This window comes from Niabella sp. CPT15-335-S11 (genome assembly GCF_058792415.1).
This window is the reverse complement of record NZ_JBYTEI010000001.1, coordinates 25,560-43,145: the sequence shown is the minus strand read 5'-3', so window position 1 is coordinate 43,145 and position 17,586 is coordinate 25,560. Positions and strand designations below refer to the sequence as shown.

16 protein-coding genes are annotated in these 17,586 nt (G+C 46.1%); 2 read left to right on the top strand and 14 right to left on the bottom strand.

Features of this window, described 5'->3' with window-relative positions; translation table 11 throughout:
- Nucleotides 1-11: 11 nt before the first annotated feature.
- The 14 genes from AC3WS5_RS00185 to AC3WS5_RS00120 form a co-directional block, all read right to left on the bottom strand.
- Entirely contained in the window at nucleotides 12-593 is a 582-nt protein-coding gene (locus tag AC3WS5_RS00185; protein WP_492465164.1) for a DapH/DapD/GlmU-related protein, read from the bottom strand.
- Complete coding sequence (locus AC3WS5_RS00180; protein WP_492465163.1) at nucleotides 590-1,693, bottom strand: DegT/DnrJ/EryC1/StrS family aminotransferase; 1,104 nt, start codon at nucleotides 1,691-1,693, stop codon at nucleotides 590-592. Before AC3WS5_RS00180 ends, AC3WS5_RS00185 begins: the two co-directional genes overlap by 4 nt.
- Nucleotides 1,693-2,268, bottom strand: a complete 576-nt coding sequence (locus AC3WS5_RS00175) for an acyltransferase (protein WP_492465162.1) — start codon at nucleotides 2,266-2,268, stop codon at nucleotides 1,693-1,695. The genes AC3WS5_RS00180 and AC3WS5_RS00175 overlap by 1 nt, the downstream gene beginning before the upstream one ends.
- Entirely contained in the window at nucleotides 2,249-2,668 is a 420-nt protein-coding gene (locus AC3WS5_RS00170; RefSeq protein ID WP_492465161.1) for a sugar 3,4-ketoisomerase, read from the bottom strand. Before AC3WS5_RS00170 ends, AC3WS5_RS00175 begins: the two co-directional genes overlap by 20 nt.
- Nucleotides 2,668-3,078, bottom strand: coding sequence for a sugar 3,4-ketoisomerase (locus AC3WS5_RS00165; RefSeq protein ID WP_492465160.1), 411 nt, complete (start codon nucleotides 3,076-3,078; stop codon nucleotides 2,668-2,670). Before AC3WS5_RS00165 ends, AC3WS5_RS00170 begins: the two co-directional genes overlap by 1 nt.
- A 10-nt stretch (nucleotides 3,079-3,088) precedes the next feature.
- A complete protein-coding gene (locus tag AC3WS5_RS00160; RefSeq protein ID WP_492465159.1) occupies nucleotides 3,089-4,258 on the bottom strand; it encodes a glycosyl hydrolase family 28-related protein in 1,170 nt (389 codons plus the stop codon).
- 11 nt (nucleotides 4,259-4,269) lie between these two features.
- Nucleotides 4,270-5,307 carry an NAD-dependent epimerase gene (locus AC3WS5_RS00155; protein WP_492465158.1) on the bottom strand — a complete coding sequence of 346 codons (1,038 nt, stop codon included), beginning with the start codon at nucleotides 5,305-5,307 and terminating at the stop codon, nucleotides 4,270-4,272.
- Nucleotides 5,308-5,326: 19 nt separating this feature from the next.
- Nucleotides 5,327-6,472 (bottom strand): Wzz/FepE/Etk N-terminal domain-containing protein, encoded by a 1,146-nt coding sequence (locus AC3WS5_RS00150; protein ID WP_492465157.1) that lies wholly within the window; start codon nucleotides 6,470-6,472, stop codon nucleotides 5,327-5,329.
- 5 nt (nucleotides 6,473-6,477) lie between these two features.
- A complete protein-coding gene (locus AC3WS5_RS00145) occupies nucleotides 6,478-8,934 on the bottom strand; it encodes an SLBB domain-containing protein (protein ID WP_492465156.1) in 2,457 nt (818 codons plus the stop codon).
- 343 nt (nucleotides 8,935-9,277) lie between these two features.
- Nucleotides 9,278-10,258: a UDP-glucuronic acid decarboxylase family protein gene (locus AC3WS5_RS00140; RefSeq protein ID WP_492465155.1), complete on the bottom strand. Its 981-nt coding sequence runs from the start codon at nucleotides 10,256-10,258 to the stop codon at nucleotides 9,278-9,280.
- A gap of 38 nt (nucleotides 10,259-10,296) precedes the next feature.
- Nucleotides 10,297-11,610 (bottom strand): UDP-glucose dehydrogenase family protein, encoded by a 1,314-nt coding sequence (locus AC3WS5_RS00135; protein WP_492465154.1) that lies wholly within the window; start codon nucleotides 11,608-11,610, stop codon nucleotides 10,297-10,299.
- A gap of 156 nt (nucleotides 11,611-11,766) precedes the next feature.
- On the bottom strand, nucleotides 11,767-12,630 hold the full coding sequence (rfbA, locus tag AC3WS5_RS00130; RefSeq protein ID WP_492465153.1) for a glucose-1-phosphate thymidylyltransferase RfbA: 864 nt from the start codon (nucleotides 12,628-12,630) through the stop codon (nucleotides 11,767-11,769).
- Between the two features lie 57 nt (nucleotides 12,631-12,687).
- Entirely contained in the window at nucleotides 12,688-13,764 is a 1,077-nt protein-coding gene (gene rfbB, locus AC3WS5_RS00125) for a dTDP-glucose 4,6-dehydratase (RefSeq protein WP_492465152.1), read from the bottom strand.
- A 34-nt stretch (nucleotides 13,765-13,798) separates the two neighbouring features.
- Entirely contained in the window at nucleotides 13,799-14,281 is a 483-nt protein-coding gene (locus AC3WS5_RS00120; RefSeq protein ID WP_492465151.1) for a UpxY family transcription antiterminator, read from the bottom strand.
- 507 nt (nucleotides 14,282-14,788) lie between these two features.
- On the opposite strand from AC3WS5_RS00120, the gene AC3WS5_RS00115 reads away from it, so the two are divergent.
- Entirely contained in the window at nucleotides 14,789-15,538 is a 750-nt protein-coding gene (locus AC3WS5_RS00115) for a LytR/AlgR family response regulator transcription factor (RefSeq protein WP_492465150.1), read from the top strand.
- Between the two features lie 193 nt (nucleotides 15,539-15,731).
- Nucleotides 15,732-17,543 carry a hypothetical protein gene (locus tag AC3WS5_RS00110; RefSeq protein WP_492465149.1) on the top strand — a complete coding sequence of 604 codons (1,812 nt, stop codon included), beginning with the start codon at nucleotides 15,732-15,734 and terminating at the stop codon, nucleotides 17,541-17,543.
- Nucleotides 17,544-17,586: the final 43 nt, after the last annotated feature.

Genomic DNA, 17,586 nt, shown 5'->3' with positions numbered 1-17,586 from the left:
ACTCCCTAAAGCTAAATGGATTTAATAATTTTGGCTGGTACTCCTCCAATCAGGTGATTAGATTTAAAACTACTAGTTACGACCGATCCAGCAGCGATTACACAATTATCACCAATTTTTACCCCTTTCAATACAATTGTATTATTCCCAATCCACACATTTGCCCCAATCTTGATAGGTTCGCACAAGTAATCAGAAGCGTTTCGTTTTAATGGATCGACATTATGAAAGTCTGATTCAATTATCTGCACGCCAGTTCCGATTCTGACTTTTGGACCGATTTCAACCCAAGTTCTGTCGCAAATTATTGTCAGGTTATTATTACAGGAAACATCGTTATGAAAGATAATTTTAGAGCCCAAAGAACGAGCTTCGAGATAACTGGTTCCTGATAAAAAAAAAGGACTATCAATCTGGCCAAATGCAACATCAGCTCCAAAAACGATTTTTCCCTCACCCCTCACTATGGTTGGTTGATTAAAAAAAGGTTTCCCGTCTACAATTTTTTTGTTTGAACCGAAAGAATAAAAGAAAGATCTGATCTTGTTTAGTCCAAAGCAATAATAGTTTTTAAACTTTGTATTAGAACTCATTTGTAAAAAGATCGCAATTTACTAATAATATATTGTTGTTGATCTTCCCTCATTCCAATAAAAAGTGGAATACTTAAACATTCTGCGGCAAGCTTTTCCGCAATCGGGAAATCGCCGGTATGATAGTTTAAATCCTTATAGGCATCCTGCAAATGCGGAGGAACAGGATAATGTATCAGGGTGCTGATTTCATGATCGTGTAAGTATGATTGCAGTTTGTCTCTTTTGTTTGTTTTAATGACAAACATATGATATACATGAGAAGCCCCTTGTGCTAATCTAGGTAAACGCAGTTCATTAATATCAGAAAGCTCATCGTGATACCTTTTGGCCAGTATTTGCCGCTCCTGATTCCATTGGTTCAGATACTTAAGTTTCACGGAAAGAATTCCCGCCTGTAATTCATCTATTCGGTTATTAAACCCCTTCACTTCATTATAATAGCGCTTCTGAGAACCGTAATTGCGCAATACCTTTACTTTTTGGTCAAGCAATTCATCGCCAGTTGTGATAGCGCCTGCTTCGCCCAGGGCACCCAGATTCTTAGACGGATAGAAACTCGTGGCATTAAGGTGTCCAAAAGAACCGGCGAGCCTGCCATTGTAGGCAGCGCCCTGGGATTGGGCATTATCTTCTATCACAAACAGATTAAACTCCTTGGCCAACGCCATTATTTCATCCATTTGCGAGCATTGACCGTACAGATGAACCGGCATTACAGCTTTTGTTTTCGGAGTAATTAAAGGAGGAATTTTTTGAGGATCAATATTAAAGGTTCCCTCATCCGGTTCACAAAATACAGGTGTGGCACCACTATAAGATATCGCCAAAACGGTGGCAATATACGTATTTGAGGGTACGATTACCTCATCACCCTTCCCTATACCTAAAGCAAGTAACGCTAAATGGAGAGCGTCCAATCCATTGCTTATTCCGGTAGTAAAAGCCACTTGTGAAAATGCAGCATAATCCTTTTCAAATTGCCTGGTCAGCGGACCAAGAACATAATATTTGCTTTCAAAAAACGAGTTAAAAACTCCGGATACTTCCTCCCGGATCGTATCGCTAATTTTATCGAATGACAAAAATGGAACTTTCATTATATCTTTTTTAGTTTCCCTTCCGTCTCTAAAAATATTGCTCCTGAAGCTGATTGCCACTTCCCCTTCTGTAATGCTGTCATCTTGACCCCATCCTCATCCACCCATCCATGTTGCTTTGCAGGATTTCCATAAACGAGGGCATAATCCGGAATATCTTTTGTAACAACAGATCCAATACCGGATAAAGAAAATTGTCCGATAGTAATACCGGGCTTTATAATACTCCCTGCTCCCAAAGATGCTCCTTTTTTAATTCTAGTCTTTGCAAATTCTACTCTTTTTTTACTTCTCGGAAAGAGATCATTTGTGAAAACGACTGATGGGCCGATGAAAACATCATCTTCAATTTCAATACCATCCCAGATATGCACGCCACTCTTGATGGTAACATTATTTCCGATAACTACGTCGTTCTCGATAAAAGTATGACAATTTATATTACAATTATTCCCTATCCGGGCGTTCTTTAAAATGACAGAATATTGCCAAATAGTCGTTCCCTTCCCGACTTTCTCAGTTTGAACTTCGGCTGTGGGATGAATCATATAATCTTTATTTCCTCTTTTCATCATTTATATAGTGGAGATAATCCTGGTATTCCCTGATATAGTCTGAGGTATCATACGCATGCGAGGTAAGCACCAGACATATCGCGCCGCTCGAAAAATTTATTTCGCTTGCCCATATTCCGGGAGGAACATGTAACCCATGAAACGGCCTGTTAAGCTGAATTTGTCGCTTAGTATTCCCATCATCGAGTAATACCTCAAAACTTCCGCTGGCAGCAATAAGTACCTGATGACATGATTTGTGTGCATGAGCCCCTCGCGACTCCCCTGCAGGGATGTCATAGAGATAAAAAATTCGTTTAACATCAAAAGGAATGTCAATGCCGTTATGGATTGGTGTAATGTTTCCCGAACGGTTCTTCAGCCTGGGGAAAGTTAAAATCGAACAATCAAAAACAGTCATTATGATTCTACTTGTATGCGTTTGTACTCATCAAAATTCCTAATATAATCATCAGCATCATAGACCTGATTCGCCAATACAAGTGCCAGGGAATTGGTTGAAAAATTTTCCATATGCTTCCAAATCATGGGCGGAACCAATATGGCATTATATGACCGGTTTAAGAAAAACTTTTTTTTTGAATACCCATCATTTAATACAAGATCAAAACTTCCGGAAAGGCAGATGATGCACTCATATAAAGTTCTGTAAGCATGGCCGCCCCTGATTTCACCTCCCGGCACATCATAGATCCAGTAAATTCTTTCTATCTCAAACGGGATATGCGCAGGGTTTTCCAGAAAAGAAAGGTTACCCCGATCGTCAAGAATTTTGGGAAGCTGAATTTCTTTTACCGTGTTCAACAACATTTGATAATACTCATTTTACTACAAATTTCAATAGCTCTTCAGGAACATCGCTGCCATTAGGGTGCTTAAACGGTGGTACCTGAATATTTTCCACCCGCATCATTACTGAATTCTTCGGATAGTTTTTCTTTTCAATCTGTAACTTTTTATCTCTATCCTGGGTAAAATCCAAAAGTTTTGCATCAACAAATCCTCTCAGATTCTGTAAAACCATATTATTGGGAATATTAATAAGCCGCAATGCCGCCGGCGCTTTATAGGAACCTGAGGAACCGTAAACAGCATAACAATCACTATTGGAAATCACCACCCCGTTTGGCCAGACCGGATATGTAGTGTTTGCCTCCGCAAAGTTATTAACCAGGGTGAAAGAGCCAGGTTCTCCTCCCTGGCGAACTCCGTCAATGGTTACCAGGTTATAATTGTTAATCCATGCAGGTTCTTTGGCCCCCGTTTGAGGGGGTACAGGAACCAGTAAGTTTTTATCGAAATGAAGCACTCCTCTGTTAATTATCTGGGCTCCATACTGTCCGGATAAAGGTGCAGCAGTAATCCAATTATCATACATATCAACTTTATCGCCGTAAATAATATCCAAAACTTTACTATTGTTAATAAACCGGTTTTCACGAATAATATTAACTGCAGACTTGGAATTCAGTTCAATGGCAGTATAGTTATTCATGAAATCACAGTCGCTAATTGATATCTTTCCTGCGTCAACATTATTATTATTAAGCTTCAGAGCAATTCTAAAGGCAATGAACTGTAGTCCCTCAATTGACGCCTGCCATCCCACCGCCTGAACAGCATCCATTTTATTCACTTGGCTGCTTACCGGTATCAATACCGCTTTTTCTCCTATGAAACGGAGATATGTCCCTCCTTTAAGAGATCTGGAAATTGAATATGTACCCACTGGAAAAAAAACGGTTTTTGCTGCACCAAAATAAACTGTATTTTTCTCATAAATGCCGGGTATTGACGGGCGGCTAAACCCTTCTTTTTCGGCGAAATCAATCGCTGCCTGAATTGCTCTAGTATCATCAGTCTTGCCATCCCCTTTTGCGCCATAATCTTTTACTGAAATATACTGTGCATTCTGTGCCGACACTCCCGGAAAAACAGAACTACCATTTATTGCCAAAGCTAATAACAGGAAACGAAGTAATCCTTTCATAAAAAATACGTTTAATGTAACTGAAAGTATGACTTATACCAATCGGCAAACGCTGCAATACCTTTCGTTAAATCCGTCTCCGGTCTGAAACCTGTTAATTGATGAAGGTCATCAATATCGGCGTAAGTTACCGGTACATCCCCGGGCTGCATGGGAAGAAATTCCTTAACGGCCTTCCGTCCCAGTTTTTCCTCAAGCACGGTTATCATTTCCAGCAGATTTACCGGACTATGATTGCCGATGTTTAGCACCCTGTAACTGGAATTCTGTTCATCCACATACTTCTCATTCTCACCAGGGATCTTATCGATCAATCTTTTAACAGCTTCCGTTATATCATCAATATAAGTGAAATCCCGTTTCATTTCCCCGTTATTAAATACTTTTATAGGTCTCCCGGCAAAGATGGCATCGGCGAACAGGAACATCGCCATATCCGGTCGGTACCAGGGGCCATACACAGTAAAAAAGCGCATGCCGGTTACCGGAATACGGTACAGATGGCTGTAGGTATAGGCCATTAGTTCGTTGCTTTTCTTGGTGGCAGCATACAGCGACACCGGATGATCAACCTTATCCAGTGTTGAAAAGGGTATCTTCTGATTCATACCATACACGCTGGAGCTGCTGGCAAAAAGAAGGTGCTTTACCGGAAAAGTCCTGCAAGCCTCAAGCAGATTAAAAAACCCCACCAAATTATTTTCAATATAGGATCCGGGGTTTGACAGGCTATACCTTACCCCTGCCTGGGCCGCCAGGTGAATAACAAGTTCAAAAATACCATGGCGGAATATTTTCAAAAGCCCTTCCTTGTCTGTAATATCCGCTTTTATAAAGCTGAAATTCGGATACTTACTACTGATCACTTCTCCTGCTTTATCGGCGTCCTGTATTCCCAGTTCCGAAAGTCTCGCCTTTTTCAAACCCGGGTCATAGTAGTCGTTAAGGTTATCCAACCCAACGATATTATGCCCTTCTTGGATCAACCGCGAAACCAGATGCATGCCGATAAAGCCGGCAGCCCCGGTTATCAATATTTTAGTTTTCAAAATACGCTGAATAATTAGGTTATGCGTTACGGGTCTTTAATCCGGATTGGCCTCCCTGATTGCCAACAGGCCCATTGTTCATAATGCTTTGTACAAATCTGCGGAGTAATAGAAAAGCCAATATCAGTAGTAGCCCAATCAACGTTCCGATGATGGCTGATCTCATCTTGCTAGTTTTGGTACTGTCAAGAGGCAATACCGGCTTGTCCACCACTTGTAGCAAAGGTGTCTCCTTGCTCAGAGATATTTTGCTCAATTCCAAATTTTTAATCAACTCCGGCAAAACAGCCTGGTTAACTTCTGCGCTTACTTTAGCGCTTTGTATGGGTGCCACCCTTTGGGTTTGTCGTGTAGGGTTCAGATTGGGTGTAGCATCCGCCACTCTCGCCGCTCGGTAAATAGCCCCCGTCATTACACCCCGTACCGAATCTGCCTTATGCTGCAGGATGGCTACGTTCTCCAGTGATTTTTTAGTCTTGGTAGTCACATAAAAATCATTCACTCTCGCCACCAACTGCTCATTGAATGCTTTGGCAAAAAGTTCGTCTTTTGCTTTTACGTCCACTTTAATAATACTTATTTTTTTATCTGGCTTGGCAACAATAAGATAGTTTTTACTAATATCTTTTACAACTGTACCTACAATACTATCATGTAACAACTGTTCTTTACCGGTGCTGTATTTGTTATCAGACGTAAAATGAATATTGCGCAATTCCGGCTTTTTCCACTTTTCCCGGAGCTTATTAAAATCAATATAACGGTGAATCAGCAATTGATTATCTCTCTGGTCAACCAAAGACGAAAGCAGGGTGCGCTCGATCATGCTGCGGGATTTATAGAGCTCAATAATATTATCTCCCGTGAAAAGACCTCCACCACCCCCGCCAATATCAACTCCCACCATAGAAGCTATACCAGCATATTGGCTTAATCCATTACCATCGCCCGTTTCCAAAACAAAAGTAGTGGTAGCCGTATAAACCGGTTTCTTTGAGGCCGCATACCAATATCCAATGGCTGCGCCCAATAATCCAAATAACAGGATGATATACCATTTCGAAAGGAGGTAGCGAGACCATTGCTGTATGTTCAGGATGAGCTCCCTTAAGGATATTTCATCCTGGTTCGCTTGTACTGTGGCAGTCTTTGTGTTTTCCTGCATGCTATTTACTTTATAATAGAGATCACCAACGCCGCTAAAGTAGCCACCGCGGTGCCAATACCGACCCATCCCTGCGCACTCATTCGTTCACGCTCCGCTCTTTGGGGTACTGAAATTTCCGATCCGGGCAGAACCTTAGGATAGCTTCTGGCAAATAAAGACATTCTTGTACCATGCACCTCGCCGTTGGCATAGGTTACAAAGGAACGGCGCTTCAGCGCACGCTGGGTAAAGCCACCGGCGCTGTTGATGTAATAGGCGAGTGTTCTGCCAGGTACATATACCACGCTGTTAGGCCTCAATACCTCGCCACTGACTTTCACCGTTTGCAATAAGCGTGGGATCCGAATGATGTCTCCGTCTTCCACGATCAGGTCCCGCCTGGATTGCGGATGTTTTAAGATCCTTTCCAGGTCGATTCCCACCAGGTCCGACTCAATTATTTTCTCCGCTATTTGCCTGATGCTATCTTTTGCCCCCGCCTGCGACAGCCTTTTCAGGTTCAACCGGTTTAACTCACTCTTTTCCTGATCGGTGACTATGTTTTTGCTTTTACCCGCGTCAGCGCCCGGGCGTTTCAAAGAAGCCCCTTCCGCGAAGGCGAAAGCCGTAAGACCACCAGCTCTTTTGATGATATCAGAGATCCGCTCATTTTTATAATTCACCGTGTAAATACCCGGATAAAGCACTTCTCCCTCAACGCGCACTTGCTGCTGCTGGGTGTAACCTTCTTCTGAACGAACCGAAACGATATCAAAAGGCTTCAGCAAAAATTCATTGCCCGCCAAACCAAGCGCGCTGTCTATATTTACGGTGAACACTTCTGCGGTTGCAGCGGATTTCTGTGAAAGGTCCGCGCTCTTTATCCTGCGTGATACCTCAATCCGTTTGGGCGTTGCGCCTTCCTTAAAGCCGCCGGCCATTTGCACCAGGTCTTTTACGGTCATATTATCCGCGTACCCAAAAGTTCCGGGAGCACGAACCTCACCACCAACGCTGACTTTATATTCTTCCCTCAGATCAAATATCGATGAGATCTGCACCACATCCTCCCGCAGCAAGGCTATGTCGGCGGAAGAATTCTTTAAGACCTCAGCCACATCAAAGGGTACGATGGAGGTTGTATTATCCGCATTGAGCCGGATGATATACCCACGGTTCATGAAGGCATCTTCCCTCAAACCGCTCGCCTGCTTAATCAGTTGGGAAAGCGTCAACCCTTTTGTAAGCTCAAAAGTACCGGGGCGGAAAACCGCGCCCTCGATCTCCACTTTGTTTTCGAACCGTTCCAGGATGGGCTCCACGGTGATTTTATCTCCATTTTTGGCATGGTACGATGCAAAATCATTGGCGGCTATATCCACTATCCTGCGCTCCGTGGGTGTATTCTGAAATACCTTCACCCTCGCGGTGTAGGCCATATCCGAAAATCCGCCGGCAAACCGGAGAATATCACTAAAGGTTTCATGGGGCAATACCTCAAAAATGGCTGATCGCTTCACTTCTCCCACCACATCCACACGGGTATCATATACCGGCACCTGGATCACGTCCTGATCCTGTAAACGCATGTTGCCGGATTGCACTCCATTTAGCAAGAAGTTATATACATCAATGGTGCTGACTACCTGGTTATTGCGGATGAGCTGGATTTTGCGGAAAGACCCATTATCTGAAGGCCCGCCAGATGCATACAAGGCGTTGAAGACAGTGGCTAAAGAAGGTAACGTGTAGGTCCCCGGCGTTTTCACCTCCCCGGTAATAATGACTTTGATGCTGCGGATATTACCCAGGTTAACGGCCAGTTTCGTTCTTCCTGAACGCAGACCGGGATAGGTGCCTGCCATCGCAGACCTGATCTTGGACGCAGCCTGCTCAATCGTCAATCCGGCCACCGAAATCCTTCCCACATATTCCATTTGAATGAATCCTTCGGGACTAACCTTCAATTTATAGGCGGCTTCGTTGTCTCCGGTGAGATCCACCAACAGTTGGTCATCCGGACCGATTACATAGCCCATCGGTGTGGCCATGCGCAGGTCCGGCTCAAAAGTGATAGCCTTGTTACTAAACAGTTCAGCCCCGAAAATCCTTGATTTTGGAGTACTGGCGCCAGGTTTGCCTGTTTCACCAGCTCCAGACACCTCCCTGCCCGTACTCTCTGTCTTTTCGGAAGATCCTGGTTCGGCGGCCCCGGAAGGCTGTTTCCTGATCTTCTCTACTCTTTGCCTCAACTTTTGCACCTCCTCGGGCTTCATGCCCTGGGCTGTCGCCATTTCCTCCAATTGTTTGTCTGAATATCCGGATTCAGAAGCCCGCTGCATCATCTGTTTGACCTGGGCATCTGACATCTCGTCCACCTTTACCTTACTGTAATCTGTCTGCGCCTGGGCATGACCACCGGGCAGTATAGCCAGTACAATAGCTAGCAGAAGAGAAACAAGGATGATGTTGACTTTCATATATTGCATATATTAAAAATCTTATTAAAAAGGTCATGCGGCCTGAAAGGTGAAAATCGAACCGGCAAATCACAGCTTCGCCAACTCAGTCACAGATCAGGCTACGACTACTCAGAAATCACTCAAGGCCTGCATTGCATTGAATGAGGTGCAAATATAAACGTAGTTGACCGTTTCAGAAAAAACGAAACAACCGATTGTGGTAATTCCAGCAAACAAAGGCAGGTGCTTTGATTGCCGGTAAATAAAGCCAGGCTGGTTTCGGGGAAATAAGCATGTGCAGGTTAGCTGGCGGGGATGGGCTGTTTTATTAGATGGGAAGGTTAAGTCTGTTGTCCGGCGTTTAGTGTCTCCTTTCAAACTCCTTCGGCTGTTTATACCATTCTTCACTCGGTAGATTTTTGAAGTATTCCCAGGTCATGCGGAGGCCGTCGGCGCGGGAGACCTGCGGTTCCCAGCCCAGGAGTTGGCGGGCCCGGGTGATATCGGGTTTGCGCTGTTTGGGATCGTCGGCGGGCAGTGGCTCGTAAACGATACGCACGCTGCTCCCGGTGAGTGCCAGCACCTCTTCAGCGAATTCTTTGAGCGAAATTTCATCGGGGTTGCCGATGTTCACCGGGTCAGTGTAATCGCTCATCAGCAGCCGGTAGATGCCTTCCACCAGGTCGCTCACGTAACAGAAGCTGCGGGTCTGGGAGCCATCACCAAAGACGGTGATGTTCTCGCCGCGCAGGGCCTGACCGATAAAAGCGGGCAGCGCGCGGCCGTCGTTCAGCCGCATCCGGGGACCGTAGGTGTTAAAAATACGGACGATGCGGGTATCCACCTGGTGAAAATTGTGATAGGCCATGGTAATGGATTCCAGGTATCGTTTGGCTTCATCGTACACGCCGCGGGGTCCCACGGGGTTTACATTGCCCCAGTACGCTTCGTTCTGGGGATGCACCAGCGGGTCGCCATACACTTCGCTGGTAGACGCCACCAGGATCCGGGCTTTCTTGGCCTTGGCCAGGCCTAAACAGTTATGAGTACCTAAGGCGCCCACTTTCAGGGTCTGAATAGGAATTTTCAGGTAATCGATCGGCGATGCCGGCGACGCGAAATGCAGGATATAGTCCAGGTTGCCCGAGATATGAATAAATTTTGTCACGTCATGGTGATAAAATTCAAATTCTCTTAGGGGAAATATGTGTTCGATGTTTTTCAGATCGCCCGTGATCAGGTTATCCATCCCGATCACCTCATAACCCTCGCGGATAAACCGGTCACAGAGGTGGGAGCCCAGGAATCCGGCGGCCCCCGTTATTAAAACGCGTTTACTCATGTCGTTTGATAGTAAAGTTTCAGTGTCAGTCAGTTATTTCACGCTTCCACCCTGGCCCGGCCGATGCTTTCGTAATGGAAACCGTATTTCTTCATTTCTTTCAGGGTAAAGAGGTTGCGGCCGTCGAAGATGACCTTATGTTTCAGGTTGTTCGCCATGATCCCGAAATCCGGCGTGCGGAATTCATTCCATTCGGTCGCGATCACCAGGGCATCGGCGCCCTTAAGGCACTCGTAGCGGTCGGCGGCGTATTGGATCCTGTTGCCCCATTCCTTTTTCACATTGCCCATGGCTTCCGGGTCGAAGGCGGTGACTTCAGCGCCGGCTTTGAGCAGCGCATCCGCCAGCACCAAGGCTGGCGCTTCACGGATATCATCGGTATTGGGTTTGAAGGCCAGTCCCCAGAGAGCGATCTTCTTACCCTTTAAGTCATTATTAAAATAGCTTAGGATTTTTGGGAGCAGTGAAAGCTTCTGGTCTTCATTCACATCCAGTACGGCGTTCAGGATCCGGAAATCGTACCCGGCATCCTCAGATGATTTCACGAGTGCTCTCACGTCTTTGGGGAAGCAACTTCCCCCGAAGCCGATACCGGCGAACAGGAAACGTTTGCCTATCCGCTCATCGGCCCCGATACCCCGGCGCACCATGTCCACATCGGCTCCCAGCCGCTCGCAGAGGTTGGCGATCTCGTTCATGAAAGAGATCTTCATGGCGAGGAAGGTATTGGCGGCGTATTTGGTGAGCTCGGAAGATCTTTCATCCATGAAGATCAGCGGGTTCCCCTGACGCAGGAATGGAGCGTACAATTCTTCCATCACGGCCTTTGCTCTTTCGGAGCCGGTTCCTACGATAATGCGTTCAGGTTTCATGAAATCGTCTACGGCCACGCCTTCGCGCAGGAATTCGGGATTGGAAACCACATCAAATTCGCCGCTGTAGTGCTTGCGGATCGTTGCCGTAACCTTATCGGCTGTTCCCACCGGGACGGTGCTCTTGTTCACGATCACTTTATAATCCTTCAGCATTTTGCCGAGCTGGTCGGCCACGGCCAGCACGTAGCTGAGGTCTGCCGAGCCGTCTTCCCCGGATGGGGTAGGGAGGGCCAGGATGATCAGTTCTGCCGCATCAAACCATTCATTGATATCCGTGGTGAAGAAAAGTCTTTTTTCCTTGATATTTCTGTTGAACAGGTGTTCAAGTCCGGGTTCATAGATGGTAAGCGCACCGTTTCTCAGCTTTTCCACTTTCGCGGCGTCCACATCCACGCAGGTAACGGTATTGCCGCTCTCCGCGAAGCAGGTGCCTGTCACCAGTCCCACGTATCCGGTTCCTATTACGGTAATATTCATATTTTGAGATATTAGTATCTAGATACTAGTATTTAGATACTAGATGTTAGATTTTAGTATTTAGACATTGAAGTGTATGGCGCGGTTTAACCGTTTGCCCTATATTTATTCTATTGTGTAACAGTGTCTAGTATCTAGCGTCTAGTGTCTAGCGTCTTAGCCCGCTATCAGTCTCTTCAAATAAGATCCATATCCGCTTTTGATCAGTTCGTTCGCTAAGACTTCCAGTTGCCCGGTGGAGATGAATCCGTTGCGCCAGGCGACTTCCTCGATGCAGCCTATTTTCAAACCCTGCCTTTTTTCGATCACCCGCACAAATTCTGAGGCGTCGGTGAGGGAGTCGAAGGTACCGGTATCCAGCCAGGCGGTGCCACGGTCCAGGACGGCGACGTGCAGCCGGTTCTGCTCCAAATATTTTTTATTGACATCGGTGATCTCATACTCACCGCGCGGTGAGGGTTTTAGTTCCTTGGCGATGCGGATCACATCGTTATCGTAGAAGTAGAGTCCCGGTACCGCGTAGTTTGATTTGGGCGACTGAGGTTTCTCTTCAATGGAGACGGCAATCATGTTCTCGTCAAACTCAACCACACCATATCGCTCCGGGTCTGAGACGCGGTAGGCAAAAACATATCCGCCATCTACATCTGCCAGGGATTTGAGGCGGGTGCTCAGACCGGTGCCGTAGAAAATATTATCGCCCAGGACCAGCGCCACTTTATCTTTACCCACGAAATCTGCTCCGATCACGAAGGCCTGTGCCAGTCCGTTAGGCACTTCCTGCACGGCAAATTCAAACCTGCAACCCACCGATGATCCGTCACCCAGCAGTCTTTTGAAACTTGCCTGGTCTTCCGGTGTAGTAATCACCAGCACTTCCCGGATGCCCGCCATCATCAGCACCGACAGCGGATAATAGATCATGGGTTTGTCGTAAATCGGCATCAGTTGCTTACTGATCGCCTTGGTAATGGGAAACAATCGTGTGCCGGAACCCCCGGCGAGAATGATACCTTTCATTTGTTTAGACGTTAGATATTACCCGCCCGTACCGAACGGTACGTTCGGGCGGGGATGCTAGAGTCCCCCGTACTGATTCTTATAGTATTTCTGATATTCACCACTGGTGACACTTTTCAGCCATTCCTCATTCCCCAGGTACCAGTCGATAGTGAGGGCGAGGCCCTCTTCGAAGGTTACGGTAGGATGCCAGCCCAGTTCTTTATTGATCTTGGTGGCGTCGATGGCGTAACGCAGGTCGTGGCCGGGACGGTCTTTCACGTAGGTGATCAGCGACTCGCTGGTACCGGGCGGATTGCCCAGCTTCTCATCCATTTTCTTCACCAGCAGTTTCACCAGATCGATATTCTGCCATTCGTTGAACCCGCCGATGTTGTAGGTCTCGTGGTTCTTTCCCTGGTGAAACACCAGGTCGATGGCGGCGGCATGGTCTTTCACATACAGCCAGTCGCGCGTGTACTTGCCATCGCCATAAACCGGCAACGGTTTCTTGTGAATAATATTATTAATAAATAGAGGGATCAGCTTTTCCGGGAAATGATTGGGACCGTAGTTATTAGAGCAATTGCTGATCACATAAGGCAGGTTGAAAGTCTCGCCATAAGCCCGTACAAAATGGTCCGACGAGGCTTTGGAAGCGGAATAGGGTGAATTGGGCGAGTAGGGGGTGGATTCGGTAAACAAGCCCTCCGCGCCCAGCGCGCCGTACACTTCATCGGTGGATACATGATAAAAACGAGGCCCTGTAACGCCGGTACCGGACGCGGATAAGCGGTCCTTCCAGGCATTCCTGGCCGCGTTCAGCAGGTTGACCGTCCCGATGACGTTGGTGTACACAAAATCCAGGGGTGATAAAATAGAGCGGTCCACATGGCTTTCGGCCGCCAGGTGGATGATCCCGTCGGGGTTGTAAGTGGAGAAGATTTCGTTTACCCGGTCCGCATTTACGATATCGGCTTTTTCAAAAACGTAGTTTGGCAGCTTTTCGATATCCTTCAGGTTTTCCAGGTTGCCGGCGTAGGTAAGGGCATCCAGGTTCACAATGCGGTAGGAGGGGTATTTGGTCACAAACAGCCTCACCACGTGCGAGCCGATGAAACCGGCGCCACCCGTAATAATAATGGTTTTAGTCATTTAGTCAGGGGATCTGAGATCCTGTTTTTAGTGTTTATTTGGAAGTGAGTTTGGATTTATCGAAAAGTGCGACCAGGGTGTACCCGAGGCTGTCGATGACCACTTTTACTTTGCTGTTTTGGAAATCGATGACGCGACCTTCTTTTTCCACGAACAGTCCTTTTTGGACGGTCACGCGTTGATTTTTTTCGATGTGATGAATGGCTTCCACGTCGTCGTATTCGTCCAGAAAGCGTTGGATCCTTTCAATCTCCTTTTCGCGGACAACGGCGGGTTTACCTTCGTGCATCACAAAATTGACGACTCCCGGTGTTTCTCTCACCTTTGTTTTTTCGGCTTCGGTTATGCGAACAAAGACGTAAGAGGTAAATAATGGCACTTCAACCAGTTTGAGGCGGTCGCTCCATTTTCTGAATGTACGGTTTAGGGGGCACCACGCGATCATGCCGTTTTCGGTCAAAAGTCCCTGGACTTTCTTTTCCCACCTGGCCCGGCAATATATCACATACCATTTCATCGGATCTATTTTCTACAGCTTCGCCCTCTCAGTCCCATTTGTTTTGAAAAAATGCGGACCAAACCCATACCCGTGCCGGGTGGCGAAGTTCCGGCATCGGCTTGCAAATATAGCAGTCTGTCAGGTTACAATAAAAATTCAGGGAGGGTATTATTGAAATAGAAGGGGGAAAATTGGATCGAGTACATGCTATTGAAGTTGTTCATTTAATTACGAATGTTCAATGACGAATTACGAATGGATTCGTAGCAAAGGAAATTTTGTCTGAGAATGTTGTATTCGATGAAGTTTGGGACCCGCATTTTCATTTTTAGTTCATCTAAGCCTCGTAATTCTGCAATTTGTAATTATCTCGAGCCTCGCAATTCGTAGTTCGGTAATTCGTAATTAATTAAAATTTTGTTAACTAACTCGTATTGATTAGTTTTACGTATTAACCGGAAATTAGACTTGTGTGGCACCAGATGGTTGAATTTTTCGCCGGTAGTAAAAATTAACCGCACCCAGATGAGCTATAGCCTGATCATTGCTGATGAAAATAAATCATCCCGGGACTTGATCAAATTCAAGATTGAAACGGCTTTCGACAGTCAGTTGAGTATTGTAGCTTCCTGCTCTAATCCAGCCGAAACCATCGGTTCTATTTTCATACACCAACCCCGGATCGTACTGGTGGATATCAAGATGTTCGATAACCACCACCTGGATGTAGTAGAACGCCTGTTGTCCTCAGGCACCCAAAAACTGGAGATGGTGATTATCGCCACCGAAAACCAGCTACCCATGATCCGCCGGATCGTCGAGATCGGCATTGCCGGACTGCTTATTAAACCTGTGAGCGCCGAGGATCTGAAGAAGACTTTAACCAGGGTGGTATCCCGGGTAGAAGAGGCAGGTCTGAAAGATCGGCCCGTGGGCCAATTCATCACGCTGCGTTCTAACCGTTCGCGGTTGATGATCAACCAGGACGATATTGTCTATATTGAATCCAGCCGGAATATCTGCAGTCTCACTTTAAAGGATGGCATGGTCAAGACCATCAATGAAAACATCAGCTCGATAGAGCAGCGATTGTCCCTTAAACAGCTTGTACGTATCGATAAAAGCACCATACTTCACCTCGGCAGAATCGTGTTTCTGGACAGTGATATTTACAATAAAAGTTGCCGTTTACGGCTGATGAGCGGGGATGAAATTACGAAATCGCTCACGCACACAGGGGTGGAAAGGCTCCACAAATTAACCCAAAAGTCCTGATTATTTTAGGACGAAATGTTGATCAAATTAGCTTCGTCCTTAATTTAACAGTTTATGTCCTATCTGTTAAAAATATAATAATTTAATCAGTAATCTTGTGTGTAAATCTTTATTTTAAAACAGTCACCAAAAACAATGCGAAAGCCGAAAAGCAGTGAAGAGAGTAGGCATTAATCTTTAAACTTTTAACTTTATGAGACGAATTCTTTTCTCAATCCTGATTCTAAGCACAATCATGGTCTTAGATGCATGTAAAAAGGGCGATACCGGTCCTGCTGGTCCTGCTGGTCCTGCTGGTCCCACGGGTACCGCCGGTGCTGCTGGCCCTGCAGGTCCTGCTGGTGCCAAAGGTGCTGATGGCACCAAAATTTATTCCGGGGCAACTGCTCCTGCAGATGCAACCGGTGCTGTAAATGATTTTTATTTAAACACCGCAACCGGCGAACTTTATGGTCCCAAGACTGGTGCTACCTGGTCTGGTGCAACTAAAATTTCCCTGAAAGGTGCTACTGGTGCTACTGGTGCAACTGGTCCTGCCGGTGCTAACGGTACTAATGGTACTAATGGTACTAGCTTTCTGGCCGGAGCCGGCGCTCCTACCGCTACGGTTGGTGCTAACGGAGACTACTATTTCGATACGGCTGCGTCCATGTTATATGGGCCTAAAGCTGGTGGTGCCTGGCCTGCTAGCGGAAGCGCTATTGGCGTAACTGCTACTCCGCGGACTTACTACGTTGACATTTCTATGTCAGGCGTTGCTACAGTTGCCGGTTCTTCTGTTCAGGCATACGTGGATACGCTTACTATGAAAGATCCTTCAACGGTTATTCGTTCTTCTTACACCCTGAATAATACGGATGTAGCTCAAAGGATTCAGTATTATGCTGGTTGGAAAAACAGAAATGGTCGTGAAGTGCTGTTTATTTCCGGAGCCAAGAGAGGTATGATTCCTGCTTTGGCCACTGACTTGACTAGCACGGTTGGTGCACAGTTTATTTATACGGCGGATCCTAGGAACGCAGCGTTCATGACAGCTTATCTGGCAGCTGGTGGAAAGACCTACGGAACAGCTCTTGCCGCCGCCAACTTGGTTGCGTTTGACGCAATTACAGTTCCTGCAGGTCAGTCTTTCACTTTCTCAGCAGAAGATTCACTGAGGTTGGCATCTAATGTATCAGGAGTAACATACAACCCACTCTGTTACTGGATGTATGCTGAAGCTGTTTATGCAAATTCTGCTGGTGTGGAAACTGGTGTTCCAACAGTTGGAGGTTATGTTAATTTCTATCCGTTGATGATGAAAGCACCTCGTGTTAATGGTGTAACAGGATGGGATTATACATTACAAAAAACGATAGACCTGAATACGTTGATTCCTGGATGGCAGCCTGTAAAAGACAGCGGGAATATTTTCATGCAAATGCAATATCCTGCAATCGCTGGTGCGGCAGCTATTACTGGTAATTACCAGCTCGGTGCCAGTGTTGGGGCTCCAAGTTCTGTACCTTTTGATTTTTCACTTTTACAAAAGGGTTGGACTTCATTGAATGATATTGGGGCATCTTCTTCAGTTGGTACTGTCTATGGAAATGGTCCGGTGAATGACTATAACCCTGGAGCATTGGTTGGATTTAAATATAACCTGACTCCTCCGGTTTATACCTTCAATGCTTTTAGCGCGTATGACCCAACAAAAGCTACAACCAGTACCGCTTATCCTGATAAGGGTATCACCCTTAAGAATGGCTGGATCAAGGTGAACTACTTTGTTTCAGATGGTGGAACGAGCGTGGCTCCTCCGGCAGTAACAAACTGGACTTCTACTTTCTATGGTCCTCCTACGGCATGTCCTGCTCAAACGCTTACTGGTAGTTATCAGGCTACAAGTGCGAGAGGTTTGGCTGCTATTCAAGGTGACAAGCTGCTTCGTCTGAAGATTCAGTTGATTCCTTCCAGCCAGGTTAACACCATCGTGGCTAAGGATTATCTGAAAGCTGTAAACTAAGCGTTTCTTAGAACATTTTTTAAAGCTTATTATAACAAGCCGC

What these genes read in the sequence shown, in the direction of transcription:
- AC3WS5_RS00175 (WP_492465162.1), bottom strand. Translation starts at nt 2,268, where the DNA reads ATGATGAAAAGAGGAAATAAAGATTATATGATTCATCCCACAGCCGAA.
- AC3WS5_RS00120 (WP_492465151.1), bottom strand. Translation starts at nt 14,281, where the DNA reads ATGAAATGGTATGTGATATATTGCCGGGCCAGGTGGGAAAAGAAAGTC.
- AC3WS5_RS00115 (WP_492465150.1), top strand. Translation starts at nt 14,789, where the DNA reads ATGAGCTATAGCCTGATCATTGCTGATGAAAATAAATCATCCCGGGAC.
- AC3WS5_RS00180 (WP_492465163.1), bottom strand. Translation starts at nt 1,693, where the DNA reads ATGAAAGTTCCATTTTTGTCATTCGATAAAATTAGCGATACGATCCGG.
- AC3WS5_RS00160 (WP_492465159.1), bottom strand. Translation starts at nt 4,258, where the DNA reads ATGAAAGGATTACTTCGTTTCCTGTTATTAGCTTTGGCAATAAATGGT.
- rfbB (WP_492465152.1), bottom strand. Translation starts at nt 13,764, where the DNA reads ATGACTAAAACCATTATTATTACGGGTGGCGCCGGTTTCATCGGCTCG.
- AC3WS5_RS00150 (WP_492465157.1), bottom strand. Translation starts at nt 6,472, where the DNA reads ATGCAGGAAAACACAAAGACTGCCACAGTACAAGCGAACCAGGATGAA.
- AC3WS5_RS00110 (WP_492465149.1), top strand. Translation starts at nt 15,732, where the DNA reads ATGAGACGAATTCTTTTCTCAATCCTGATTCTAAGCACAATCATGGTC.
- AC3WS5_RS00135 (WP_492465154.1), bottom strand. Translation starts at nt 11,610, where the DNA reads ATGAATATTACCGTAATAGGAACCGGATACGTGGGACTGGTGACAGGC.
- AC3WS5_RS00165 (WP_492465160.1), bottom strand. Translation starts at nt 3,078, where the DNA reads ATGTTGTTGAACACGGTAAAAGAAATTCAGCTTCCCAAAATTCTTGAC.
- AC3WS5_RS00170 (WP_492465161.1), bottom strand. Translation starts at nt 2,668, where the DNA reads ATGACTGTTTTTGATTGTTCGATTTTAACTTTCCCCAGGCTGAAGAAC.
- AC3WS5_RS00185 (WP_492465164.1), bottom strand. Translation starts at nt 593, where the DNA reads ATGAGTTCTAATACAAAGTTTAAAAACTATTATTGCTTTGGACTAAAC.
- AC3WS5_RS00140 (WP_492465155.1), bottom strand. Translation starts at nt 10,258, where the DNA reads ATGAGTAAACGCGTTTTAATAACGGGGGCCGCCGGATTCCTGGGCTCC.
- AC3WS5_RS00145 (WP_492465156.1), bottom strand. Translation starts at nt 8,934, where the DNA reads ATGAAAGTCAACATCATCCTTGTTTCTCTTCTGCTAGCTATTGTACTG.
- rfbA (WP_492465153.1), bottom strand. Translation starts at nt 12,630, where the DNA reads ATGAAAGGTATCATTCTCGCCGGGGGTTCCGGCACACGATTGTTTCCC.